The sequence below is a fragment of the Stenotrophomonas sp. YJH_SMC_40 genome, from assembly GCF_059368615.1.
Genome location: NZ_JCAFRX010000004.1, coordinates 243,819 through 268,510 on the forward strand (window position 1 = coordinate 243,819; position 24,692 = coordinate 268,510).

At 66.2% G+C, this 24,692-nt stretch carries 17 protein-coding genes and 1 pseudogene; 13 read left to right on the top strand and 5 right to left on the bottom strand.

Features of this window, described 5'->3' with window-relative positions:
* Window positions 1-11 precede the first annotated feature (11 nt).
* Window positions 12-917 carry a segregation and condensation protein A gene (locus tag AC5P6X_RS09505; protein WP_005410330.1) on the bottom strand — a complete coding sequence of 302 codons (906 nt, stop codon included), beginning with the start codon at window positions 915-917 and terminating at the stop codon, window positions 12-14.
* A 374-nt stretch (window positions 918-1,291) separates the two neighbouring features.
* Between AC5P6X_RS09505 and AC5P6X_RS09510 the strand changes: the two genes are divergently transcribed.
* The 10 genes and pseudogenes from AC5P6X_RS09510 (at window position 1,292) to AC5P6X_RS09555 (ending at window position 15,155) form a co-directional block, all read left to right on the top strand.
* Window positions 1,292-1,591, top strand: a complete 300-nt coding sequence (locus AC5P6X_RS09510) for a YciI family protein (protein WP_049451704.1) — start codon at window positions 1,292-1,294, stop codon at window positions 1,589-1,591.
* A gap of 20 nt (window positions 1,592-1,611) precedes the next feature.
* Window positions 1,612-1,863 carry a BolA family protein gene (locus tag AC5P6X_RS09515; RefSeq protein WP_032963317.1) on the top strand — a complete coding sequence of 84 codons (252 nt, stop codon included), beginning with the start codon at window positions 1,612-1,614 and terminating at the stop codon, window positions 1,861-1,863.
* Window positions 1,864-2,012: 149 nt separating this feature from the next.
* Window positions 2,013-3,050, top strand: coding sequence for a LacI family DNA-binding transcriptional regulator (locus AC5P6X_RS09520; RefSeq protein ID WP_012480808.1), 1,038 nt, complete (start codon window positions 2,013-2,015; stop codon window positions 3,048-3,050).
* 76 nt (window positions 3,051-3,126) lie between these two features.
* Window positions 3,127-6,196 (top strand): annotated as a pseudogene (locus tag AC5P6X_RS09525) (TonB-dependent receptor).
* Window positions 6,197-6,443: 247 nt separating this feature from the next.
* Complete coding sequence (locus AC5P6X_RS09530; protein ID WP_049451706.1) at window positions 6,444-8,048, top strand: glucoamylase family protein; 1,605 nt, start codon at window positions 6,444-6,446, stop codon at window positions 8,046-8,048.
* Between the two features lie 4 nt (window positions 8,049-8,052).
* Complete coding sequence (locus tag AC5P6X_RS09535; RefSeq protein WP_099606091.1) at window positions 8,053-9,393, top strand: sugar ABC transporter substrate-binding protein; 1,341 nt, start codon at window positions 8,053-8,055, stop codon at window positions 9,391-9,393.
* Window positions 9,390-10,271, top strand: a complete 882-nt coding sequence (locus AC5P6X_RS09540; RefSeq protein WP_005410323.1) for a carbohydrate ABC transporter permease — start codon at window positions 9,390-9,392, stop codon at window positions 10,269-10,271. Before AC5P6X_RS09535 ends, AC5P6X_RS09540 begins: the two co-directional genes overlap by 4 nt.
* A complete protein-coding gene (locus tag AC5P6X_RS09545) occupies window positions 10,268-11,104 on the top strand; it encodes a carbohydrate ABC transporter permease (protein WP_005410322.1) in 837 nt (278 codons plus the stop codon). Before AC5P6X_RS09540 ends, AC5P6X_RS09545 begins: the two co-directional genes overlap by 4 nt.
* Entirely contained in the window at window positions 11,101-14,268 is a 3,168-nt protein-coding gene (locus tag AC5P6X_RS09550; protein ID WP_099606092.1) for a discoidin domain-containing protein, read from the top strand. The genes AC5P6X_RS09545 and AC5P6X_RS09550 overlap by 4 nt, the downstream gene beginning before the upstream one ends.
* 2 nt (window positions 14,269-14,270) lie before the next feature.
* The gene (locus AC5P6X_RS09555; RefSeq protein WP_049451712.1) at window positions 14,271-15,155 is read left to right on the top strand and encodes an endonuclease/exonuclease/phosphatase family protein; all 885 of its coding nucleotides are present in this window, start codon (window positions 14,271-14,273) and stop codon (window positions 15,153-15,155) included.
* 224 nt (window positions 15,156-15,379) lie between these two features.
* Here the strand turns inward: AC5P6X_RS09555 and rne are convergent, their stop codons facing one another.
* Window positions 15,380-18,685, bottom strand: a complete 3,306-nt coding sequence (gene rne, locus AC5P6X_RS09560) for a ribonuclease E (RefSeq protein ID WP_099606093.1) — start codon at window positions 18,683-18,685, stop codon at window positions 15,380-15,382.
* A 407-nt stretch (window positions 18,686-19,092) separates the two neighbouring features.
* Here rne and AC5P6X_RS09565 point away from each other — a divergent pair, with 407 nt between their 5' ends.
* Window positions 19,093-20,067 carry an RluA family pseudouridine synthase gene (locus AC5P6X_RS09565; protein ID WP_012480803.1) on the top strand — a complete coding sequence of 325 codons (975 nt, stop codon included), beginning with the start codon at window positions 19,093-19,095 and terminating at the stop codon, window positions 20,065-20,067.
* A gap of 411 nt (window positions 20,068-20,478) precedes the next feature.
* Here the strand turns inward: AC5P6X_RS09565 and zupT are convergent, their stop codons facing one another.
* The 3 genes from zupT to AC5P6X_RS09580 form a co-directional block, all read right to left on the bottom strand.
* Window positions 20,479-21,288 carry a zinc transporter ZupT gene (zupT, locus tag AC5P6X_RS09570; RefSeq protein ID WP_005410317.1) on the bottom strand — a complete coding sequence of 270 codons (810 nt, stop codon included), beginning with the start codon at window positions 21,286-21,288 and terminating at the stop codon, window positions 20,479-20,481.
* A gap of 98 nt (window positions 21,289-21,386) precedes the next feature.
* Entirely contained in the window at window positions 21,387-21,803 is a 417-nt protein-coding gene (locus tag AC5P6X_RS09575; RefSeq protein WP_005410316.1) for an energy transducer TonB, read from the bottom strand.
* Window positions 21,800-22,150, bottom strand: coding sequence for a 4a-hydroxytetrahydrobiopterin dehydratase (locus tag AC5P6X_RS09580; RefSeq protein ID WP_005410315.1), 351 nt, complete (start codon window positions 22,148-22,150; stop codon window positions 21,800-21,802). The genes AC5P6X_RS09575 and AC5P6X_RS09580 overlap by 4 nt, the downstream gene beginning before the upstream one ends.
* A gap of 90 nt (window positions 22,151-22,240) precedes the next feature.
* On the opposite strand from AC5P6X_RS09580, the gene AC5P6X_RS09585 reads away from it, so the two are divergent.
* Window positions 22,241-22,840, top strand: a complete 600-nt coding sequence (locus tag AC5P6X_RS09585; protein ID WP_005410314.1) for an NfuA family Fe-S biogenesis protein — start codon at window positions 22,241-22,243, stop codon at window positions 22,838-22,840.
* A gap of 10 nt (window positions 22,841-22,850) precedes the next feature.
* Window positions 22,851-24,617 (top strand): hypothetical protein, encoded by a 1,767-nt coding sequence (locus tag AC5P6X_RS09590; RefSeq protein WP_099605546.1) that lies wholly within the window; start codon window positions 22,851-22,853, stop codon window positions 24,615-24,617.
* Window positions 24,618-24,692 lie beyond the last annotated feature (75 nt).

Genomic DNA, 24,692 nt, shown 5'->3' on the forward strand with positions numbered 1-24,692 from the left:
GCAGTCAGCGCTCACTCGTTCTCGTTGGCGGCGTCGTTGTCGTCGAACTCGCTGCTGAACTGCAGCGGGGCATTGGTGTTGCCGGCGGCCAGGGACTTCACGTAGATCGGTGCCAGCGGCTCTTCCTGGACGATGTCCAGCAGCTGTTCCTTGGCCAGTTCCAGCACCGCCAGGAACGTGACCAGCACGCCCAGCTTGCCTTCTTCTGCGGTGAACAGCCCTTCAAAACGGTAGAACTTGCCATCTTCAAGCCGGCCCAGCACTTCGCCCATGCGTTGCCGCACGCTCAGCGCCTCGCGCTTGATGGCGTGGCCACTGAACAGCTCGGCGCGCTTGAGCACGTCGTGCAGGGCCAGCAGCATTTCCTTCAGGTCCACCGGCGGCGGCAGCTTCACCGCAGCACGTTCGGGCATGAAGGCGTGTGCCACCGTGGTGTCGCGGTCCTGGCGGGGCAGGGCGTCGATGTCCTCGGCGGCCTGCTTGAAGCGTTCGTACTCCTGCAGGCGGCGCACCAGTTCGGCGCGCGGGTCGGCCTCATCGCCTTCCTCGCTGACCGGGCGCGGCAGCAGCATGCGCGACTTCACCTCGGCCAGGATCGCGGCCATGACCAGGTACTCGGCGGCCAGCTCGAAGCGCAGCTCGCGCATCACGGTGATGTATTCCACGTACTGCCGGGTGATCTCGGCCACGGGAATGTCCAGTACGTCCAGGTTCTGGCGGCGGATCAGGTACAACAGCAGGTCCAGCGGGCCTTCGAAGGCATCCAGGATGACTTCCAGCGCGTCCGGCGGGATGTACAGGTCCTGCGGAATCTGCAGGACCGGTTGCCCATGCACCACGGCCAGCGGCATTTCCTGCTGCTGGGGGGCGGGCGGCCGGGTTGGCGGGTTCGCGTCGAGCGCGAGTTCGGAAGTCATCTAATGGACATCAGGATTGCATCGGACCAGTCGCGGCAGCGGGTTCACCGGGCCAACGCCACGGCGCCCCACGGCACCAGACACGCCGGGATCGGCGCGATTCCACACATATCAAACAGCAGGACGCGCCGCAGGAAACGGCAGCGACGGAACTACGGGGAGGTCGTCTACGTGGCCCGGCCAAGTGGTCCGGTTCGAAGCAGCGGGACGGTCGTCGGGGGCTGCATTGGCCGCAGAAACCGACGGGCTGCTGCATCCAGCCACGTGCAATGGTGTCTAGGGTAAGCCTTTGTCGCGCCAGTGTCCAGCCGGGCTGGGGCGAGGGCGGCATTGGCTAGAATCTGCGCACCCGACAACGCAAGCGAGGAAATGCCGTGTGGTATGTGATTGAAGGCTATGACGGCCAGGACGTGCTGGCACAGCGACTGCAAGCACGTCCGGAACACCTGGCGCGCCTGTACGCGCTGCGCGACGAAGGCCGCCTGCTGCTGGCCGGACCGTGCCCGGCAGTAGACAGCGAGGACCCGGGCCCGGCCGGCTTCAGTGGTTCGGTGGTGATCGCGCAGTTCGAGTCGCTCGTGCAGGCCCAGGCCTGGGCTGATGCCGACCCTTACGTAGCCGCGGGCGTCTACACCCATGTACAGGTGCGTCCGTTCCGCAAGGTCCTGCCGTGAACGCGGAGCGGATCGAGCGGATGCGTGACGCACTGCAGCAGGCGCTGGCCCCGAGCGTGCTGGAAATCGAAGACGACAGTCATCGTCATGCAGGCCACGCCGGTGCGCGCGATGGCCGCGGTCATTTCAACGTGCATGTGGTCAGTGAACGCTTCGCCGGACTGGGGCCACTGGCCCGGCATCGCGCGGTCTATGCCGCGCTGGGCGCGATGATGGAGACCGACATCCACGCGCTGTCCATTCGTGCATTGACCCCGTCAGAACAGGGCTGAGCCCTTGTCCCACACTGTCCTGGCGGGTCCGTCAGCGGGCCCGCCACAGACAGATTTCCATGTCCATTTCAGGACATTCGCCTAACGGACTGTTTACAAGCCCAGATGGAAACGCTTACATTCCGCGCCAATGCTGGTAGGTCCAAGCCGTGGAGGGCGGCTTCGTGAACAAGGCAGCTATCACAATCAAAGACGTCGCTCGCGAAGCCCGGGTCTCCGTGGCCACGGTTTCCCGCGCGCTCAACGGGCATGAAAATGTCGCCGAACCGGTCCGCCAGCTTGTGCTGGAGGTGGCCGCACGGCTGCGTTACACCCCGCACGCCGCCGCCCGCAGCCTCAGCAGCCGTCGCACCAATACGGTGGGCGTGGTACTGCCTGACCTGTACGGCGAATTCTTCTCCGAGCTGATGCGCGGCATCGACAACGTCGCCCGCAACCGCCGCCAGCACCTGCTGGTGTCCAGTTACCACGGTGACCAGGAGCAGCAGGGCGCTGCCCTGCGCGCCATGCGCGGCCGCGTCGACGGCCTGCTGGTGCTCTCGCCCTATGCGGAGAGCCCGGGATTCCTGACCGACAACCTGCCGCAGTCGTTGCCAACGGTGTTGATCAACACCTATCTGCCCGGGCAGGACCACCCGGTGCTGAGCATCGATGACCATGCCGGTGCGATGGCGATGACCCGCCATCTGCTTGACGCGGGTCACCGCCGTATCGCTTTCATTTCTGGCCCGGACCTCAACTTCGACGCGCGCGAGCGCCTGCGTGGCTTCCGTGACGCGTTGGCGGCTTTCGGCAGTGACGCCGAAGGCATCGAGCTGCCCGGTGATTTCGACGAAGCTTCCGGCCATCGCGCCGGTCAGGAGTTGTTGGCAGCCGGAGCGCTGCCTGATGCCGTGTTCGCCGCCAACGACATGATGGCGCTGGGTTGCCTGTATGCGTTCACGCAGGCAGGTGTCCACGTTCCGTCCGACGTCGCCCTGGCCGGTTTCGATGACATTCCACTGGCGCGTTTCGTCCACCCGTCGCTGACCACCATGCAGGTCAGCATCGCCGAACTCGGCGATCGGGCCATGACGCGCCTGATGCAGTTGATGGACGGCACCTCCACGGATGGGACAGGGGACAAGCAGACCCTGGTTCCCCGCTTGATAGTTCGCGATTCCACCACTCCGCCATCCGGCCGTTGAAGCCGGAGGCGTTCCTTCTTTTTTGATTGATCGCAGGGACCGCGCAAGCGGTTACCGCCACCCGGAGATTGAGTTGATGATGCACACCACCTTCCGCACGCCGGCGCGCCGGCTGCTGAGCACCGCACTGGTCAGCTGCCTGATGCTGGCTGCTGCTCCGAACGTCATGGCGCAGTCGGCCAATGCCAGCCTGCGCGGCCAGGTTTCCGGCGCGCAGGCCGGCGCCGAGGTGACCGCCACCAACGTGGCCACCGGCACCGTCCGTCGCGGTACCGTCCGTGCCGATGGAAGCTACTCGCTGATGGGCCTGGACCCGGGCACCTATGACGTGGTCGCCAACGGCCAGTCGCAGAAGGTCACCGTCACCGTGGCCTCGACCGCTACCCTGAACTTTGCCGGCGCTGCCAGCAGCACCCCGGGTACGACCGCAGCCACCAACCTGGACACTGTCAACGTCGTCGCGCCGACCCTGCTGCAGGAAGTGCGCACGTCCGAAGTCGGCAAGACCGTCAGCCTGCAGCAGATCCAGACCACCCCGCAGGTCTCGCGCAACTTCCTGGAGTTCGCCGACGCGGTGCCGGGCATGATCTTCACCCGCGACGCCAAGGGCAACACCTCGCTGCGCGGCGGTGCCACCAACTCCGACGGCACCAACGTGTACATCGACGGTGTGGGCCAGAAGAGCTACGTCAAGGGCGGCGGCGTGGCCGGTCAGTCCGGCAGTGCCGGTAACCCGTTCCCGCAGCTGGCCATCGGCGAGTACAAGGTCATCACCGGCAACTACAAGGCCGAGTACGGCCAGGTGTCCAGTGCAGCGGTCACGGCCGCGACCAAGTCGGGTACCAACGAGTTCAAGGGTGAAACCTTCTACCGTTATACCAACGACAGCATGCGCGCGATGACCCCGGCCGAGCGTCAGCCGGGCAAGGGCAAGGAGGATTCGGCCGAGAAGGAATACGGCTTCGCCCTGGGCGGCCCGATCGTCAAGGACAAGGCCCACTTCTTCGTGACCTATGAAGCCAAGCGCTTCGATCTGCCGGTGACCATCGCCCCGCATGGTTCGGTGACCAACAAGGCCAACCGCGTCCCGGCTGATGCCCAGGCCGGCCTGGGCCCGGCCAGCCAGCCGTTCCAGCAGGACCTGATCTTCGCCAAGGTCGACTTCGAGCCGACCGACAACGATCGCCTGGAACTGACCTTCCAGGACCGTGATGAAACCCAGCAGCAGTTCTCGGACCAGACCGCGCCGATGCACGGCAAGGAAACCAAGAACACTGACCGCCGTTACGCGCTGCGCTGGAACCACAGCGGTGAGCGTTACTACAACGAGCTGATGGTTACCCACGAGGATTCGTTCAACAATCCCAAGCCGCTGAGCATGGGCAACGGTTTCAACTACACCGCGCCGGACGGCAAGAACGAGGAGCGCGCCATCGTCTCGATCGGTGGTTCCTCGGCAATGTCGTCGCAGGTGAAGGGCCAGAAGGGCTGGTCGATCGAAGACAACCTGACCCTGGATGGCATCCAGTGGGCGGGCGACCACACCATCAAGATGGGTGCCAAGTACAAGCAGATCGACCTGTACGCCTCCGATGCGGCGCAGATCAATCCGCAGTTCTACTACACCATCGACAACCCGACTTTCCCGGACAGCATCCCGTACAAGGCACAGTTCGTGAAGCCGGTCACCGGCGTGTCCGGCGTGTCCGGCGAAGTGCGCTCGAAGGTGAAGCAGATCGGTCTGTTCATCCAGGATGACTGGCAGGTCAACGACCACCTGCAGCTGAACCTCGGCCTGCGCTGGGACTACGAGAAGAACCCGTCCTATCTGGACTTCGTGACCCCGCCGGAAGTGGTCAATGCGCTGTTCGCGCAGGATCCGCGTGCCGCCGCTGGCCAGAGCTACGCTACACGCTACACGCTACACGCTGGCGCTGAGCGGCCTGAACATCAACGATTACATCAGCAACGGCCACAACCGCAAGGCATTCAAGAATGCCTGGCAGCCGCGTCTGGGTTTCTCGTATGACATCAATGCCGACGAGCAGCACGTGATCCACGGTGGTGCCGGTCGTTCCTACGACCGCGACCTGTTCGACTACCTGCAGCTGGAAACCACCAAGCTGGCCCTGCCGCAGCCGACGATCTACTTCCGCAATCCGGCAACCGGTCAGTGCTTCCAGGGCAACGCCGCGTGCTATGACTGGAACCCGAACCTGCTCAACGGTATCGGCAACCTCCAGAGCCTGGTCGGTTCGACCAGCAATGCCGGCTTGGAAGTCGACCTGCTGAACAACAATCTGAAGGTGCCCTACGCTGACCAGTTTAGCCTGGGCATGAGCAACCAGATCGGCGACTGGCTGACCGACGCCACCATCTCGCGCACGCTCACCTATGACGGCTTCGCCTTCACCCTGGGCAACCGCTACCCGACCGGCAACTTCTTCGACGATCCGCGTCTGTGCGGTGGCACCGAAGCCGGTCTGGGCCAGGCGTGGAGCTGCAACGTGCCGGGCTTCGGCAGCCTGATCATCGGCCAGCAGGGCATCAAGACCCGTGCTACCCAGATCCTGTTGTCGGCGCAGAAGCCGTTCACCCAGGAAAGCGGCTGGGGCACCTCCATCGCCTATACCTGGACCACCGCCCGCCACAACCGTGACATCAACGAGCACTACGCGTTCGACCGTGGCGTGATCGGTGACTACCCGACCATCCGCTCCAACGGCGCGCCGCGTCACCGCCTGGTGGTGACCGGTTCGTATGCGGGCTTCTGGGGCATCACCTTCGGTGGCAAGATCACCCTGGCCACCCCGACCGCGATCAACGACTGGTACGGCGTGCCGCAGGCCAATGGCTTCGACCTGCCGACCCCGATGGCGGCGGTTCCGGGTGGCAACGGCAAGTTCCTGCTGGGTGGCAAGATCTTCGGTTATCGCTCGGTCGACCTGCAGGCGACGAAGACGTTCAAGATGCCGGGCGATACCGAGCTGTATGCGCGTATCGACATCATCAATGTGTTCAACTTCGACAATTTCTCGAACTACAACTACTACAAGAATGGCAAGTTGACCGCGAGCTACAACGAGACCGGCGACATCGTCGGTACGCCGCGCCAGGTCAAGGCCGAAGTGGGCTTCCGCTTCTAAGCCCGGATGGATGCATGACCCCGATGCCGCCGCTCCGCCGGCGGCATCGGGCGCGTGAAAACAGCAATGGCCGGCCCTGTGCCGGTCCATTGCCCATGCCGCTGCCGGTCAGGGGGCATCGGCATGGGCAATGATCGCGGTGTCAAACCACGTTTTTCGTGGTTTTTTAAGAACGCACCTTGTAAACGATTTCAGATCATTGGACGGTATGCTTTCCCATCGATCAGACCACCGGAGAAATCGCGCCATGCAGGCACGTCATCTGTTGTCCGCCGCAGCGTTGAGCCTGGCCGTGGCCGCCTGCCAGCCGGCCCAGCAGGAGCCTGCCAAGCCGCGGCCGCCGGTGATCCTGATCGAGGCCGATGCACCGCCGCGGCCGATGAAACCTGAGCTGCCGCCGCTGTTCGATGACATCGAGCGCCGCACCTTCCAGTTCTTCTGGGATACCACCAACGAGATCAATGGCCTGACCCCGGACCGCTATCCGTCGCGGCCGTTCGCCAGCATCGCCTCGGTCGGCTTCGCACTGACCGCGTATCCGATCGGCATCGAGAACGGCTGGGTCAGCCGCAACCAGGCGATCGACCGCACCCTGACTACCCTGAAATTCTTCCGCGACGTGCCGATGGGCCCGCAGCGTACCGGCAAGGCGGGTTACAAGGGCTTCTATTACCACTTCCTGGACATGCAGGAAGGCCGTCGCTACGACAGCTGGGTCGAACTGTCCTCGGTGGATACCGCGCTGCTGATGATGGGGGTGCTGTTCGCGCAGTCGTACTACGACGGTGACGATCCGCGCGAGAAGGAAATCCGCCAGATCGCCGACACGTTGTACAGGAAGGTCGACTGGCCCTGGCTGCAGCAGCGTGCGCCGCTGATCTCGATGGGCTGGTTCCCCGAGAGCGGTTTCATCGACCACGACTGGATGGGCTACAACGAGGCCATGATGGTCTACATCCTTGCCCTCGGTTCGCCGACGCACCCGGTCAGCCCGGATGCGTGGACGGTGTGGACGCGCACCTATGACAACGACTGGGGGGTCTACCAAGGCCAGGAATACCTGTCCTTCGGCCCACTGTTCGGCCACCAGTACAGCCACGTCTGGATCGACTTCCGCGACATCCAGGACGCCTACATGCGCGAGCGCGGCAGCACCTACTTCCTCAACAGCCGCTCGGCCGCACTGGCCCAGCGCGAGTACGCCATCGCCAACCCGATGCAGTGGAAGGATTACGGCGAGAACGTCTGGGGCCTGACCGCCAGCGATGGCCCGCAGAACACCACGCAGGAATACCGTGGCGAGCAGCGCCAGTTCCGCCATTACTCTTCGCGCGGCGCTGGCCTGCGCGAAAACTTCGATGACGGCACCATCGCTCCGACCGCCGCGATCGCGTCGGTGGTGTTCGCGCCGGAACAGGTGATCCCGGCCACGCTGGAGATGCACAAGCGCTACGGCGATTACATCTATTCCAGCTACGGCTTCCTGGATTCGTTCAATCCCAGCTTCAACTACGACATCCCGATCAAGACCGGCCGCGTGGTGCCGGATCGTGGCTGGGTCGCCAGCGACTACATCGCCATCGACCAGGGGCCGATCCTGACCATGATCGCCAACTATCGCAATGATTTCGTCTGGGAAGTGATGAAGAAGAACCCGTACATCCGCAAGGGCCTGGAGCGGGCGGGGTTCAGTGGTGGCTGGCTGGCGCCGGAAGGTTCGTTCCAGCCGCTGGAACTGCAGAAAGACGAAAAGGCCGCGGCGGCACGCGCGGTGGGTATCGCCGAATCACGCGCGGCTGCCGCGCAGGAACAGAAGAACAATGCCAACCGCAACACAGGCCAGGGCAAGTAACCCGATGCCGAACTGGATCGACCGTCTGCGCCGCTGGACACTGCCAACCCTGGCCGCACTGGCCGTGGCCGGCTGCGCCCGCACCGAACCGGGCACCACCACTGTGCGCTTCTGGGCAATGGGCCGGGAAGCCGAGGTGGTCAGCGAACTGATCCATGAGTTCGAAGCCGAGAACCCGGGCATCAAGGTGGACGTGCAGAACATCCCGTGGACCGCTGCGCACGAAAAGCTGCTGACCGCGTTCGCCGCCGACGGCCTGCCGGACGTGTGCCAGCTCGGCAACACCTGGGTGCCGGAGTTCGCCGAGCTCGATGCGCTGACCCCGTTGCAGCCGTTCGTCGATCACTCTGCCGTGGTCGATGAGAAGGACTATTTCCAGGGCATCTGGGACACCAACGTGATCCACGGCGAGCTGGTCGGCGTGCCGTGGTATGTCGATACGCGCCTGATCTACTACCGCAAGGACCTGCTGGCCAAGGCCGGCTACGACCACCCGCCGCGCACGTGGCAGGAGTGGGATGAGCAGATGGCAGCGATCAAGCGCATGCAGGGCCCGAACCGCTATGCGGTGCTGATGCCGATCAACGAGTTCGAGCAGCAGCTGTCGCTGGCACTGCAGCAGCCCGATCCGCTGCTGCGCGATGATGACACCCGCGGCAACTTCAGCAGCCCCGGCTTCCGCCGCACGCTGGCGTTCTACGCCAACATGTTCGAGCAGGGCTGGGCGCCGAAGATGTCCGAGACGCAGATCTCAAACGTCTGGGATGAGTTCTTCCGCGGCTTCAACGTCTTCTACATTTCCGGCCCATGGAACATCCGCGAGTTCAAGAAGCTGCAGCCGAAGGAACTGGAAGGGCTGTGGGGCACCGCAGCGCTGCCGGGGCCGGATGGTCCGGGCGCGGGCATCGCCGGTGGCACCAGCCTGGTGATCTTCCGCAAGTCGCAGCACAAGGAGGCGTCGTGGAAGCTGATCGAGTTCCTGTCGCGCCCGCAGATCCAGGCACGTTTCCATTCGATCATCGGCGACCTGCCGCCACGCCGCAGCACGTGGAGTGCGCCGTCGCTGGCCAACGATCCGCTGGCCGCAGCGTTCCGTGACCAGCTGGAGCGGGTCAAGCCGACGCCGAAGGTGCTCGAATGGGAGCGCATCGTGCAGGAAATGCGCATCGTCACCGAGAAGGTGGTGCGCGGTGGCCTGCCGCAGGACAAGGCCGTCGAAGAACTCGACCAGCGCGTGGACAAGGTGCTGGCAAAGCGCCGCTGGATGCATGAACAACAACGCCTGCAGCAGCGCGTTCCGTCGCCGCAATCGAGCAGTGCCGTGGCCGCCGGGAGCGCGCAATGAAACGTACTTCACTCGCCGGCTGGATTTTCGCCGGTCCCTCGCTGATCGTGCTGGGCGTGTTCTTCGGCCTGCCGGTGGCTTCGGCGCTGGCGCTGAGCGTGACCGACTTCGACCTGTATGCCCTGGCTGACAGCAGCAACCTGCGCTTTGTCGGCCTCGGCAACTACATCGATCTGCTGCAGACACCGATGTTCTGGAAGTCGCTGTGGAATACCACTTACTTCGTGTTGATCGGCGTGCCCTTGTCGATCGGCGTGTCGCTGGGCGCGGCAATGCTGCTGAATGCGCCGGCCGCGCGCTTCAAGGCGCTGTTCCGCACTGCGTTGTTCGCGCCGGTGGTGACCACGCTGGTGGCGGTGGCGGTGATCTGGCGCTACCTGTTCCATACCAGCTACGGCCTGGTGAACTACGGCCTGGGCCATCTGGGCATCAGCCCGATCGACTGGCTGGGCGATCCCAACTGGGCGATGCCGACCATCATGCTGTTCGCGGTGTGGAAGAACTTCGGCTACAACATGGTGATCTTCCTGGCCGGCCTGCAGGCGATCCCGCATGACCTGTACGAGGCCGCGCGCATCGACGGTGCCTCGCGCTGGAAGCAGTTCCTGCACATCACCCTGCCGATGCTCGGCCCGGTGCTGCTGGTGGTCGGCGTGATCACCGTGTCCGGCTACTTCCAGCTGTTCGCCGAACCCTACGTGATGACCCGCGGCGACCCACTGCAGAGCACCGTCAGCGTGCTGTATTTCATGTTCGAGGAAGGCTTCAAGTGGTGGAACCTGGGACGCGCCTCCGCCGTGGCGTTCCTGCTGTTCCTGATCATCCTGGCGGTGACCACCGTGATGCTGCGTTTCGGCCGCAAGAGGCAGTTGGTATGAGTCGTGAAATCGGCCAGTCGCGCTGGTACCCGTGGTTGATCAATGGTGCGTTGCTGGTGCTGGCCCTGGTCAGCCTGGCACCGCTGTTGTGGATGCTCTCGGTCTCGTTCATGCCGCAGGGCGAGGCCAGCCATTTCCCGCCGCCGCTGCTGCCTTCCAGCATCACCACGCACAACTACCATGAGCTGTTCGCGCGCACTGGCATGGGCGGCAACTTCGCCAACAGCCTGCTGGTGTCGCTCGGCATCACGGTCGGTTCGCTGCTGCTCAACACCATGGCCGGCTACGCGTTCGCCAAGCTCAACTTCGTCGGCCGCGAGCGCCTGTTCCAGGTGCTGATGGCGGCGCTGGTGATTCCGGCGCAGGTGGCGATGCTGCCGCTGTTCCTGCTGATGAAGCAGCTGGGCCTGGTCAACAGCTTCGGTGGCGTGATCGTGCCAGCGCTGGCCAGCGTGTTCGGCATCTTCCTGGTACGCCAGTACGCGCGTTCCATCCCGGACGAACTGCTGGAAGCGGCGCGCATCGACGGGGCAGGGGAGCTGCGCATTTTCTTCCAGATCGTGCTGCCGATGCTCAAGCCGGTGCTGGTGACCCTGGCGATCTTCACCTTCATGGGCGCATGGAACGATTTCATGTGGCCATTGATCGTGCTGACCGACCAGGAGCACTACACTTTGCCGGTGGCACTGGCCACCCTCTCGCGCGAGCACATCATGGACGTGGAAATGATGATGGCTGGCGCGGTGGTCACCGTGGTCCCGGTGCTGGCGCTGTTCCTGGTGCTGCAGCGGTACTACATCCAAGGTCTGTTGCTGGGGAGCGTCAAGGGATGAAGCGAACGATCGCCGTTGGACTGTGCCTGTTGTGGACTTCCCTGGCGATCGCCGCACCACCGGCGCTGCCAGCACCGAAGGTGCTGGACGACTTCGACGACATCGCAGCCTGGACGCTGGTGCTGTCCGACCAGGTCAGCGGTTCGCTGCGCCCGGTCAGTGGTGCCGGTGGTGGCCGCGCGCTGTGCCTGGACTATGACTTCCACGATGTCTCCGGCTACGTCGGCATCCGCCGCGCGCTGAACATCGAATACCCGGTCAATTACCGCTTCGGATTCCAGCTGCGTGGCGAATCGCCGGGCAACGACCTGCAGTTCAAGTTGATCGATGCCAGCGGCGACAACGTCTGGTGGGTCAACCGGCCCGGCTACAGCTTCCCCAAGGCGTGGACGCCGGTCGAGTACCGCCGCCGCCAGATCGACAAGGCGTGGGGTCCCTCGCCCGAGAAGGAGATGGCACGAAGCGCCGCCGTCGAGTTCACGATCTACAGCAAGGTCGGTGGCCGCGGCACGGTGTGCTTCGACAAGCTGACCCTGCAGGGCCTGCCGCCGCAGGATGATTCGGCGTTGGTGCCATCGGTGATTGCCGATACGGCCACCGCGCTGCAGGACCGCATGATCGACGGCAAGAGCGACACGTTCTGGATCAGCGGTGGCGTCAAGCAGCAGACCATCAGCCTGGACCTGCACAAGAGCCGCGAGATCGGCGGTGTAGTGATCGATTGGCTGCCGAACCTGGAAGCCAATCGCTACACCGTGCGGACGTCCGAGGATGGCCGGGACTGGCGCACTGTGCGCGAGGTGACCGGCGGTGCGGGGGGGCGCGATTGGCTGGCGCTGCCGGATACCGACGCGCGCTACGTGCGTTTCGATCTGCGCGATGGCCCGAACTGGCGCTACGGCATCCGTGACATCGCGCTCAAGCCGCTGGCGTTCGCCGCAACGCCCAATGCCTTCCTGTCCTCGGTGGCCGCCGATCTGCCGCGTGGCTCGTTGCCGCGTGCCTATGTGGGCGAACAGCCGTACTGGACCCTGCTCGGCCTTGATGGTGGCCAGGAGCAGGCGCTGATCAGCGAAGATGGCGCGCTGGAGCCGGCCAAGGGCAGCTTCAGCATCGAGCCGTTCATCCGCCTGGACGGCAAGCTGCTGGACTGGTCGAAGGTCGCCATCACCCAGTCGCTGCAGGATCACTACCTGCCGATCGCCACCGTCGACTGGGTGCATGAGAAGGCCGGGCTTTCGGTGACCAGTTTCGTGCAGGGCACGCCCGAGCGCGCGCAGCTGATCGGCCGCTACCGGCTGAGCAATCCGGACAAGGTCGCGCACGAGTACACCCTGGCGCTGGCAATCCGTCCGTGGCAGGTCAACCCGCCCACCCAGTTCCTCAACACCGTCGGTGGCTTCAGCCGCATCGATGCACTGGATGTGGGCGAACAGCTGGTTCGGGTCAACGGTGAGCCGCGCATCTATCCGCTGCAGGTGCCGGATGCGCGCTTTGCCAGTACGTTCGATGGCAAGCTCGATGCGATGCATCTGGAAAGCGGCAAGTACCCGGCCACGACCGCAGTGAAGGACAGCACCGGCATGGCGTCGGGTGCGCTGATGTACACGATCAAGCTCGAGCCCGGGCAGAGCCGCGAAGTGGCGGTGGTGCTGCCGCAGACCGGTGGCTGGGCGCCGCAGGCGCTGGACGTGGCCAAGGCGCAGGCGCAGGTGGCCGATCAATGGCGGCAGAAGCTGGGCGTGGTCTCGCTGCAGGTGCCGGCTGCGGGCCAGGCACTGGTCGATACCCTGCGCACGGCCGTCGCGCACATGCTGATCTCGCGGGTTGGCCCACGCCTGCAGCCGGGCACGCGCTCGTACGCGCGCAGCTGGATCCGCGATGGCGCGATGATTTCCGAGGGCCTGCTGCGCATGGGGCGCAGCGATGCCGTGCGTGACTACATCAACTGGTATGCGCCGTACCAGTTCGAGAACGGCAAGGTGCCGTGCTGCGTCGACGCGCGCGGCAGCGACCCGGTACCGGAGAACGACAGCCATGGCGAACTGATCTACAGCATTGCCGAGTATGGACGCTACACCGGCGACAGCACGTTCACCGAGCTGATGTGGCCGCACGTGCAGGGCGCCTACAACTACATGGAGCAGCTGCGCGCCAGCGAGCGCACCGAGGAGAACCGCGCACGCAATCCTGCCTTCTACGGGATGATGCCGGCCTCGATCAGCCACGAAGGCTATTCGGCCAAGCCGATGCATTCGTACTGGGATAATTTCTGGGCGTTGCGCGGCTACAAGGACGCGGCATCGCTGGCGGCCCAGCTGGGCAAGGTCGAGGCGATGCAGATCGCCGGATCGCGTGACCAGTTCCGTGATGACCTGCAGGCCTCGCTGCTGTCGGCGATGCAGCAGCACGACATCGACTACCTGCCGGGCTCGGCCGAGTTGGGCGATTTCGATGCGACCTCGACCACCATCGCGCTGGCGCCGGGCGGCGAGCAGGGCCGACTGCCCCAACAGGCGCTGGAGGCCACCTTCGAGCGCTATTGGAAGGAGTTCGTGGCCCGCCGCGACGGCAAGCGTGAGTGGAAGGACTACACCCCGTACGAGTGGCGCAACGTGGCGGCGTTCGTACGCCTGGGCTGGCGTGACCGCGCCTGGCAGGCCACCGAGTTCTTCTTCAGGGACCGTGCGCCGCAGGCCTGGAACCAGTGGGCCGAGGTGGTCTCGCGCACGCCGCGCAAGCCGTTCTTCGTCGGTGACCTGCCGCACGCCTGGGTAGCCTCGGACTTCGTGCGCTCGGCCTTGGACATGTTCGCGTACAGTCGTGACATGGACGATGCGCTGGTGCTGGCCGCCGGCATTCCGAGCGCCTGGCTGCAGGGCGAGGGCATCGCCGTGCAGGGCCTGCGCACGCCGCAGGGCCAGCTCAACTACCGCCTGCAGCGCAGCGACAGGCAGCTGGTGCTGGAGGTGCAGCCGGGCCTGGTGCCACCGGTCGGTGGCGTGGTGTTGCCGTGGCCGTACGCCGGTGATCCGGCCGAGGCGACGATCAACGGCGAAGCGGCCGAATGGGTCAACAAGGAACTGCACGTGCACCAGCTGCCGGCGCGGGTCGAGATCGATGTACCGAGCGCGGTGCGCCGCGCCGAGCGCAAGGGGCAGTAACGATGAAGCAGCAGGGGGCAAGAGTGCGCACGATCGTGCGCGCCCTGGGGCTGGCCATTGCATTGGCACTGCCGGGCGCCGTGATGGCGGCCGATCCAGCCGCCGGGGCAGCGGCTGATGTCGCCACCGCGCCAGGCATGAGCATGGTCACCTTCAATCTGCATCATGACCGCGAGGACTGGCCACGCCGGCGCCGCACCATCCTGGCCGAACTCAAGCGCCTGCAGCCGGATGCGGTTGCCCTGCAGGAGGTGATCCAACGCCGCAACGTGCGAAACCAGGCGCAATGGCTGGCCAGCCAACTTGGCTACAAGTACGTGTTCGTGTCCACCGATGCGGTCGGCGCGCCCAAGCGCTACGGCAATGCGCTTCTGACCCGGCGGCCGATCCTTGCCCAGGGGGATCATCTGCTGCAGCCCTTGGACGACTACCGCACCGTGGCCCACCTGCGCATCGACGTCGATGGCACGCCGGTAAACGTCTACGCCACGCATCTGAACGAGCGCAGTGATGAGAGCGGACAACGCATCCGTCGCAGCCAGGTCGAGGACCTGCTGCGCTTCATCAGCGCGACGTCGGCGGGCGCGCCGGTGGTGATCGCAGGTGACTTCAATGCACTGGTGGATGCCGGCGATCTGAGCGAGCTGCGCAGCCACTACGGCGACAGTTACGGTAGCGTGCACGTCAACACCGATCTGTCCGGGGTCAGTACGCTCAACCGCCACTATTACCAGGCGACGTCGCGGATCGACCACATCTTCTTCCAGCAGGACGAGATGGTCGCGCGCGAGGCGAAGATCCTGTTCGACCAGCCCGACGACAGCGGTCGCTGGGCCTCGGACCACTACGGCGTGTGGACCCGCCTGCAGTTCGCGCCGAAACCCTGACGGGACACGCCTGGGTAGGTGCCAACCTTGGTTGGCACGGGCGTGTCCGCGTGCACTCGATCAACGGCGCCAACCAAGGTTGGCCTCTACCAAAGCGGTGACCGTGCGCGGGTTGTGCCCTGGTGGGTGCCAACCTTGGTTGGCACGGTTCGGCCCGAAGCACAAACAAAAACGGCGGGGATCATTGATCCCCGCCGGTTCGTTTTCACGCTATCAAGGAGCGATCAGTTCGCCGGCGGCGTGCGCTTGGCGGCCTCTTCGTCTTCTTCATCAGCCTTGGCTTCTGCAGCCTGGGCTGCAGCGTCGGCATGGCCATCGGCGACCGGATCGATCGACGGCGTCACCACCGCATCAGCGCTCGGGGCGGCGGCTTCGATCGGTGCGGCTTCGACCGCCACCGGAGCGACCGGCTGTTCCACGATCGGCGCAGTCTCGACGACCGGCGTGGCTTCAACGGCCGGCGTGGCTTCAACGGCCGGGGCGGCCTCCACCACCGGGGCACTCTCACTGGCCACCGGCTTGGTTTCAACCACCGGGGTTGCTTCAACCACCTGCGGCTTCGATTCCACGACCGGCGCGGCCTCGACTGCGACCGGCTTCGCTTCGATCACCGGAGCGGCTTCAACCACCGCGGCCGTTTCAGCCACAACCGGCTTTGCTTCGATGGCCGGCGCAGCAGCGTCCACCACCGGAGTGGCGTTGGCGACCGGTGCGGCAGCGGCGACCGGCTGGACCGGGGTCGCGGCGTCGATGGCATCGAGCATGCTGGTCTGCACCGGCGAGGACACCACTTCGGTCTTCGCAACTTCGACCGGTGCCTGCACTTCAGCCACGACCGGGGCGGCGGCTTCGACCACAGCGCTGCTCACCACGGCAACCGGCGCGGCGACAACAGCGGCGGCAGCACGGGCTGGCTTCTCGGCTTCGACAGCGACCGGCTCGGCTTCGTCATCGAAGTCGAACTCCGGCTGCGAACGCGTGGGCTGCACAGCCGCGACCGGCGCAGTGCCGGCAGTGCTGTCGATGTTCGGCTCGGCGCCGTCGGCGTCATCACTGTCATCACCCTCGTCCTGGTCATCACCCAGGGCGTCGCTGCCGGCGGCGTTCTCGGCGCCACCGCGGCGACGACGACGGCCACCACGACGGCCACGGCGACGGCGGGTTGCGCCTTCGCCAGCCTGCTCGCCATTGGCGTCGGTTGCAGCCTCTTCAGCGGCAACTGCGACCACGTCGGTCGCACTGGCCGCATTGGCAGCGGCGTCGACCGGTGCGGCCGCTTCCACCGGGGCGACCGGGGCGACCGGGGCGGTGGCTTCCTGCGCGTTCACCCCATTGGCGGCGACGGCCGTAGCGGCTACGGCTGCAGCTGCGGTCACGGCTTCGGCAGGTGCTTCGGCGGCATTGCGCTGCGGCTTCTCGGCCGGCTTGTCACCGTCCTGCTGCTGCGGGCGCGGCTGCTTGGGCTGCTTCAGCTTCGGTTGCTGGTTCTGGTTCTGGCCCTGCTGCTCGTTGCGCGGCTTGTTCTGCTGCTGCGGCGGCTGCTGGCCATCCTTGTGCTGCGGCTCCTTCTGCTTGCCCTGCTGCGGCTGCTGCTGCGCATTGCCGTTATTGCCGTTGCGGCCGTCCTTGCGCTGCTCGCCGCGGTCCTTGCGGTTGCCGCCATCCTTCTGCTGCTGCGCGTTGCCATTGCCACGATTGTCGTCGCGACGGTCCTTGCGGTCCTTGTTGCGATCCTTGTTGCGGTCCTTGCGACCGCCGTCCTGCTGCTGGCGTGCAGCCGGGGCAGCCGGTGCCGGCGCGGGCGCCGGTTCGCCACCGAACACGCGCTTGAGCCAACCGATCACGCCGCCCGCCGGGGCCGGCGCAACAGGGGCTGCAGCGACCGGGGCCGGAGCGGCCGCGGCCGGCTCCACTTCCTCGCGCACCGGGGCCGGGGAGGTGTGCTTGACCTGGGTCACCGCCGGCGGCGGGATGTTCAGCTGGCCCTTGGTCAGCGCGTGCACCGGCAGCTTGCGCGGGGTGCCGCGCTGGTAGCTGGGCTTGCTGCTTTCTTCACCCAGCTCGTTCTCGCGCAGGCGGGTCACGGTGTAGTGCGGGGTGTGCAGCTGCTCGTCGGCGACGATCACGATCGGCGCCTCGTGGCGCTGTTCGATCTCGCGCAGGGCGCTGCGCTTCTCGTTCAGCAGGTAATTGGCGATCTCCACCGGGGCCTGCACCAGCACCTGCCCGGTGTTCTCCTTCATCGCATGCTCTTCAGCCACGCGGATGATCGACAGCGACAGCGACTCGACGCTGCGCATGCGGCCGTGGCCGTCACAACGCGGGCAGACGATCTGGCTGGACTCGCCCAGGCTCGGGCGCAGGCGCTGGCGGCTCATTTCCAGCAGGCCGAAGCGCGAGATGCGGCCGACCTGCACGCGCGCGCGGTCGTACTTCAGCGCGTTGGCGAGGCGGTTCTCGACTTCGCGCTGGTGCTTGTTGGAGGCCATGTCGATGAAGTCGATCACCACCAGGCCGCCCAGGTCACGCAGGCGCAGCTGGCGGGCCACTTCCTCGGCCGCTTCCAGGTTGGTCTGGAACGCGGTGTCCTCGATGTCGCTGCCCTTGGTGGCGCGCGAGGAGTTCACGTCGACGGCGGTCAGCGCTTCAGTCTGGTCGACCACGATCGAGCCGCCCGACGGCAGGCGCACGTTGCGCTCGTAGGCGCCTTCGATCTGCGATTCGATCTGGAAGCGGTTGAACAGCGGAATGTCGTCCTTGTAGTGCTTGAGCTTGCGCAGGGTCTGCGGCATCACCTGCTGCATGAATTCGCGGGCGTGCTCGTACATCTCCTCGGTGTCCACCAGGATCTCGCCGATGTCGGCGCGCAGGTAGTCACGCAGGGCGCGCACGATCAGGCGCGATTCCTGGTAGATCAGGAACGGGGCGGGCTTGCTCAGTGCCGCTTCGGCAATGGCGCGCCAGACATTGAGCAGGTAGTCCAGGTCCCACTGCAGTTCTTCCGCATCGCGGCCGACGCCGGCGGTACGGATGATCACGCCCATGTCGTCGGGGATGTTCAGCTTGTCCAGGGCGTCCTTCAGCGCGGCCCGGTCTTCGCCCTCGATGCGGCGCGACACACCGCCGGCGCTGGGCGAGTTCGGCATCAGCACCATGTAGCGGCCGGCCAGCGAAATGAACGTGGTCAGGGCGGCGCCCTTGTTGCCACGCTCTTCCTTGTCGACCTGGACGACGATCTCCTGGCCTTCCTTCAGCAGCTCGCGGATGCCGGCCTTGTTGTGGTCGACACCGGCCTGGAAGTAGTCGCGGGAGATTTCCTTCAGCGGCAGGAAGCCATGGCGGCCACCGCCGTACTCGACGAAGGCCGCTTCCAGCGAGGGCTCGATGCGGAAGATCCGGCCCTTGTAGATGTTGGACTTCTTCTGTTCCTTCGACGGCTGTTCGATGTCGATGTCATACAACGACTGGCCATCCACGATGGCAACACGCAGCTCTTCAGCCTGCGTGGCGTTGATCAGCATTCGCTTCATTGTTGCGTTCCTCGCAAGCGGCTACCGCGCGGAACGCCATGGGGTTTCGCCTCTGGACACGGCTCGCCGCCCATTCGCGCAAGCGCGGGGAGGGCGGCTTGGGTTTCCAGCGCTACGACACCACGGCAGGCCGCGGGAGCGCTTCACTCTTATGGTTTTTGGGTGTTGCAGGGCCGCAGGCAGCTGTCAGCCAGGCTGGAGCGCCACGCGGGACATGTTCAGCACGGTTGCGTGTCAGGCATCCGGCGATGGCCGGGAAGGCCGGTGAGCCGCTAACATGGCCGCCCCGCGGGCGGTGGTCGCGCACTGTGCCGGATTCGTCGGAAGCTGGGCTTCTGGCCCTGAGTAACTTCCAACGAAATCAATCCCTTATCTCGCCCCCCGAGTGTAACAGAATAAACAGCCTGATGACCGCCCAAGACCCCACCAAGCCCGCTGGCGACAAGCCTTCCGTGCGCATGATCACCGTTCCCGCCGACCGCGCCGGCCAGCGCCTGGACAACTTCCTGCTCGGCCAGCTGAAGGGTGCCCCGCGCAGCCTGGTCTACAAGCTGGTGCGCAGTGGCCAGGTACGGGTGAACGGCGGCCGCGCCAAGGCCGAGCGCAAGCTGGAGGCGGGCGACGAAGTGCGCGTGCCGCCGGTTCGTCTCACCGAAGAGGGAGACAAGGTGGGTCCCCCGGAGGCATTCATGCGCCGGCTGGAGCAGGCCATCGTCTTCGAGGACGCGCGCCTGCTGGCCCTGAACAAGCCCACCGGCGTGGCCAGCCACGGCGGCAGCGGCATCAGCTTCGGCGCCATCGAGACCCTGCGCGCGCTGCGCCCGGGGCAGACCCTGGAGCTGGTCCACCGGCTGGATCGCGACACCTCGGGCCTGCTGATCGTGGCCAAGAAGCGCTCGGCGCTGAGCGAACTGCAGGCGCTGCTGCGTGAAGACCACGGCGCCGGCATCCGCAAGCGCTACCTGACCCTGCTGGCCGGGCGCATGCCCGACGGGGTGATGACGGTCGATGCGCCGCTGCATGTCGGCCTGCGCCAGGGCGGCGAGCGCCATGTGCAGGTCAACGCGATCGGCAAGGAATCGATCAGCCACTTCCGGGTGCTGGAGCGCCGCGGCGGCCATTCCTATTGCGAGGTGCGCATCGAGACCGGCCGTACCCACCAGATCCGCGTGCATGCCCAGCACCTGGGGCATCCGGTGGCCGGCGACGACAAATACGGCGATCCGGCGGTCAACAAGCGGCTTCGTGAGCAGATCGGGCTGAAGCGTCTGTTCCTGCACGCGGCCTCGCTGGAGTTCGCGCTGGACGACGGCAAGAGCCCGTATGTGCTGAACGCGCCGCTGGCCGATGAGCTGGTCGAGGCGCTGGACCGCCTGCGCTGACGGCAGTTCGGCGGCGCCGGGCGCTTGGTCGGCGCCATTCGCAGCGCTCAGACACCCGCGCCTCTTCGCCCTCGCCGGACCTGCGGTGCTCGGCTCGCTACAAGGCGGACCCGGACATCCGCAGCGTAGGCCCATACCCGCACGCAGCCTTTGTAGACTCGAGTCGTACTCGACTCACGCGCGCAGCGCGCGCTTCGCTCTTCAATCTTTTCATCGCGCGGCTGGCGTGCACGGAAGAATGACGGGGCACGGGCGGGGCCGGCTTGCAGGGGTGTCTGCGGCATGGATGCCGCGGACAAGCCCCCATGGACGGGTTCACGGCGTCCCCTGCAAGCCGGCCCCGCCCGTGACCTTTCGATACTGCGGAACGTGCCAGCCGCGAGGGGGCTCAGCCCGTTGGCCGGGAACCCCTCACCACTTGAACAGCACCAGACTGATCGCCAGGGTGCCCATGCCGGCCACCAGGCCATATACCGTCTCGTGGCCCTTGGCATAGCGCTTGGCTGCCGGCAGCAGCTCGTCCAGCGCCAGGAACACCATCACGCCGGCGATCAGTCCGAACACCCAGCCAAACGTGGCGTGCGACAGCGATCCTGACAACAACCAGTAGCCCAGCACCGCGCCCACCGGCTCAGCCAGGCCGGACAGCAGGCTGGCACTGAACGCATAGAACTTGTTCTGGGTGGCGAAGTACACCGGCACCGCGATCGCGATGCCCTCGGGAATGTTGTGGATGGCGATGGCGAAGGCCAGCGGCATGCCCACCGACGGGCTTTCCAGCGTAGCGAAGAAGGTCGCCAGGCCTTCCGGGAAATTGTGCGCGGTGATCGCCACCGAGGTCAGCAGCGCGACCCGCTTCAGGTACTCGCGGCTGTTCTCGCGGAACGCAGGGTCCTGTTTGTCCAGGCTGTCATGCGGATTGGGAATGAAGTGATCGATCAGCACGATCACGATCACGCCGGCCAGGAAGGCCAGCGTGCCGTAGGTGAAGCCGGTGCGCTCGCCATAGGCCAGGGCGAACGAGGCGATGGATTTGTTGAGGATTTCCGATAGCGACACGTAGACCATCGCGCCGCCGGCGAAGGCCAGGCCGAACGCCAGCAGGCGCGGATTGGGGCGGCGCGAGAACAGCACCAGCAGGCTGCCGATGGCAGTGGCCAGGCCGGCCGCGAGGGTGACCGCCAGTGCGATCCAGACATTTTCGGGGGGAATCTGCAGCATGTACCGACGCGGTCCTGGTCAACAGACAGCCGCCCCGGATGAGCCCGGGGCGGGGAGGGCGAGGCGGGCGTCGGCTGGCCTCGTCGGGGCGCGCGCGATCAGCCGCCGCGGCGCAGGCGTTCTTCGATGGCGAAGCACTGATCGGGCTTCGGCTGCGGCGGGTTGAAGCTGACCGGCACCTGGATGGTGGCCGGCACGGCAGCGCCATTGCGGGTGGCGGCCTTGAACTGCCAGCCCTGAACGGCCGTTTTGGCCAGTTCGTCCAGCTGCGGGTTGCCGGCGCCGGTCAGCAGGGCGACCTCGCTTGGCTTGCCGTCGGTGCCGATGGTCACCTTGAAGGTGCTGGTGCCGCCTACGCCCATGCAGGCCAGTTCAAGCGGGTACTGCGGTGGCGGCGTCTTCACCGCGGCCACTTCGGTCGGCGGCGGCGGCGGTGGTGCCGGCGGTTCCGACGGGCCACAGCCGGCCAGGCCGGTCGCAGCAATCAGGGACAGGCTCAGCAAGCGTACGTTCATGGCAGTTGCTCCGTCAGGGCCGAAGTCTTCGCAGCGCAGATGAAGTCGTTCTCGCTCAGGCCGCCCACGTCGTGGGTGGAAAAGCGCACCACGGCGCGGTCGTAGTGCACGCCCAGGTCCGGATGGTGGTCCTCGCGGTGGGCAATCCAGGCCAGCGCGTTCACGAAGGCCATGGTGGCGTAGTAATCCTTGAAGCGGAAGGTGCGCGTCAGGGCCTGTCCGCCCTCGCTCAGCTCCCAGCCGGGAATCTGCGGCAGCAGTTCGGCCAGGCGGGCTTCGCCGAGCTTGTGGTCGCTGCCTTTGCGCGGCACGCAACGGGCCTGGGCCAGTGGAATCAGGTCGGCCATGGGAATCTCCACCTCGTGTTGACTGAACAATGCGCCGGACGGTGTATAAATCGAATGAGCGGCTGACGCTTACTTGGCTAGAATAGCCTGATGATCCAGATCTCCGACACTGCCCAGACCCATTTCCGCAAGCTGATCGAACGCGAGGGCGTGCCCGGCATGGGTGTGCGCTTGAGCGCGGTCGATCCCGGCACCCCGCGCGCCGACGCCCGGCTGGAGTTCGCCGAACCGACCGACCTGCTCGGCGACGAGTGGGCGGTGGACTGCGATGGTTTCACGCTTTACGTTGATGCCGGCAGCGTCGGTTGGCTCGATGGCGCCGAGATCGACATCGTCGCCGGCAGTGCCGGTACCCAGCAGCTGACCATCAAGGCGCCGCGCATCAAGGGCGAAGCGCCCGGCGATGCCGCTTCGCTGGTCGAGCGCGTGCACTGGGTGGTGGAAAACGAAATCAATCCGCAGCTGGCCTCGCATGGCGGCAAGGTGGCCGTGCAGGAAGTTTCGGCCGAAGGCGTGGTGCTGCTGCGCTTCGGTGGCGGTTGCCAGGGCTGCGGCATGGCCGACGTGACCCTCAAGCAGGGCATTGAAAAGACCCTGATGGGCCGCGTGCCGGGCGTGACCGCCGTGCGCGACGCGACCGACCACGACAGTGGCCACGCGCCGTATATCCCTCGCGGCAACGCCGCCTGATCGCTGACGCGTGCCTCTGACCCGGGCCGAGCAGTTCATCGACCTGCTGCTGGCCCGCCAGCAGCCCAGGGCCGTCCTCGAGAAAACCACGCGCCTGCCGTATGGCTGGGCGCTGTGGCTGCGCTCGCTCGGTCCGTTGCCGCGGCCGCTGCACGCCAGCGAGTTGATCGCGGTGCTGCTGCCGCGTCCGCTGCCAGGGCCACCCGGGCAGTTGCCCCGGCTGTCACCCTGGCAAGCGTTGCGCCGTCTGTTCTGGCAGGACTGGGATGCTGCGCCGCGCGACCAGCGCTGGATGCGTTGGGTCTCGGCCTTGGCCAGTGCGCTGCTGCATCTGCTGTTCTTCATGCTGCTGCTATGGGTGGCAGTGATCCGCACCTCGGCACCGGAAGAACAAGGCGCCGAGGGCGAGCGCGTGGAGGTGGAGTTCGTCGGTCGCGCTACCCAGGAGGGCGGTGGCGATCAGCCAGGTGCGGAAGCGGCGGCCGCTGCACCGCCGGGCCAGGTTGCAGCTGGCCAGAACGCAGGGGCCGCAACGGCGCCTGAGCCGCGTCCGGCGTCCGCGTCGGCAGCTGCGTCCGCACCCGCTCCGGCTGCAGTGGCCAGCGTGCCACCGCCGCCCGCCGAATCCGAGCCGGCGCCGGTCGCGGCACCGCCGCCGTCTCCGGTGCAGGCCACCGAAGTAGCCGAGGCCAGTGCGGATTTCGTGGTGCCACCTGTCAGCGTGCCGCGCACGGAGATCAGCATCGTGCCGCGCGACACGGTACCGACGGTGCGCGAGCGCAGTGTGCAGCCGGTGCAGGTGCCGCCGGCCCCGGCCGCACTGCGTGCGCCGGAGATCGCGGTGCGGACGCCGCAGCTGCGTGACATCCCGGTGCAGGAGCGTGAAATCAGTACGGTCGATGCACCGGCGATATCGCAGCCGCTGCGCACGGCCGATGTACAGGTCCGTGTGCCGCAGCGCGATGTGCAGGTGCGCGAGCGCGAAGTGCAGGCCGTGGTCGATCCGCAGGTACGGATGGCTGCTGTGGCCGGGCGCGAGCCGACCGTGCGTGCGCCGGCAGGCCGTGACCTGCAGGTGCGCGAGCGCGAAGTTGCGTCGGCACCCGCGGCGGCGCCTTCAACGTCCAGTGGCAGCGCGCCAGCGGCAACGCCCGCGCCTGCGGCCAGTAGCACTGCAACCCAGGCCAACAGCAGCACGCCACGGCCATCCACCTCCAGCACGACACCGGCCCAGGCCGGCGCGCGTCCGGCTCCCAACCCGGGCAACTGGGCTACGCCTGCCAAGGGCGACGACTGGGGCGCGTCGAGCCGCAACCACGACGGCGCCAGCAGGGGCGCAAGCCAGGCCAGTGCCGCCGGCAAGGGCAATGGCCTGTTCAATGCCGACGGCAGCGTGCGCGTGCCGGGGCAGGAAGGTGGCGGTCACGCCGAACGTGGTGCCCCCGGTGGCGCCAACGATGGCTGGAGCAAGGAGCGCATCGCGCAGTCTGGCACCTGGTTGAAGCGACCGCCGTACGACTACACGCCGACCTCGTTCGACAAGTACTGGGTGCCGCAGGAATCACTGCTGGCCGAATGGGTGCGCAAGGGCATCAAGTCGATGGAGATTCCGTTGCCGGGCACCGGTACGAAGATCTCCTGCGTGATCTCGATCCTGCAGGCGGGTGGCGGCTGCGGCCTCACCAATCCGAACATGCAGGACCAGCCGGCGGTGGCGCGGCCGCCACCGGACATTCCATTCAAGAAGGAACTGCAGGAAGACAACGGGAGCCGCTAGGCAGGGGAGCCGCGCCCCACACGTTGGCCGGCTCGCGCTTTGGTAGGGGCCAACCTTGGTTGGCACAGAAGCGCC

Coding starts and splice junctions, on each gene's coding strand:
- AC5P6X_RS09585 (WP_005410314.1), top strand. CDS start 22,241: ATGATCCAGATCTCCGACACTGCCCAGACCCATTTCCGCAAGCTGATC.
- zupT (WP_005410317.1), bottom strand. CDS start 21,288: ATGCTGCAGATTCCCCCCGAAAATGTCTGGATCGCACTGGCGGTCACC.
- AC5P6X_RS09580 (WP_005410315.1), bottom strand. CDS start 22,150: ATGGCCGACCTGATTCCACTGGCCCAGGCCCGTTGCGTGCCGCGCAAA.
- AC5P6X_RS09555 (WP_049451712.1), top strand. CDS start 14,271: ATGAAGCAGCAGGGGGCAAGAGTGCGCACGATCGTGCGCGCCCTGGGG.
- AC5P6X_RS09565 (WP_012480803.1), top strand. CDS start 19,093: ATGACCGCCCAAGACCCCACCAAGCCCGCTGGCGACAAGCCTTCCGTG.
- AC5P6X_RS09545 (WP_005410322.1), top strand. CDS start 10,268: ATGAGTCGTGAAATCGGCCAGTCGCGCTGGTACCCGTGGTTGATCAAT.
- AC5P6X_RS09515 (WP_032963317.1), top strand. CDS start 1,612: ATGCGTGACGCACTGCAGCAGGCGCTGGCCCCGAGCGTGCTGGAAATC.
- AC5P6X_RS09505 (WP_005410330.1), bottom strand. CDS start 917: ATGACTTCCGAACTCGCGCTCGACGCGAACCCGCCAACCCGGCCGCCC.
- AC5P6X_RS09575 (WP_005410316.1), bottom strand. CDS start 21,803: ATGAACGTACGCTTGCTGAGCCTGTCCCTGATTGCTGCGACCGGCCTG.
- AC5P6X_RS09530 (WP_049451706.1), top strand. CDS start 6,444: ATGCAGGCACGTCATCTGTTGTCCGCCGCAGCGTTGAGCCTGGCCGTG.
- AC5P6X_RS09535 (WP_099606091.1), top strand. CDS start 8,053: ATGCCGAACTGGATCGACCGTCTGCGCCGCTGGACACTGCCAACCCTG.
- rne (WP_099606093.1), bottom strand. CDS start 18,685: ATGAAGCGAATGCTGATCAACGCCACGCAGGCTGAAGAGCTGCGTGTT.
- AC5P6X_RS09540 (WP_005410323.1), top strand. CDS start 9,390: ATGAAACGTACTTCACTCGCCGGCTGGATTTTCGCCGGTCCCTCGCTG.
- AC5P6X_RS09550 (WP_099606092.1), top strand. CDS start 11,101: ATGAAGCGAACGATCGCCGTTGGACTGTGCCTGTTGTGGACTTCCCTG.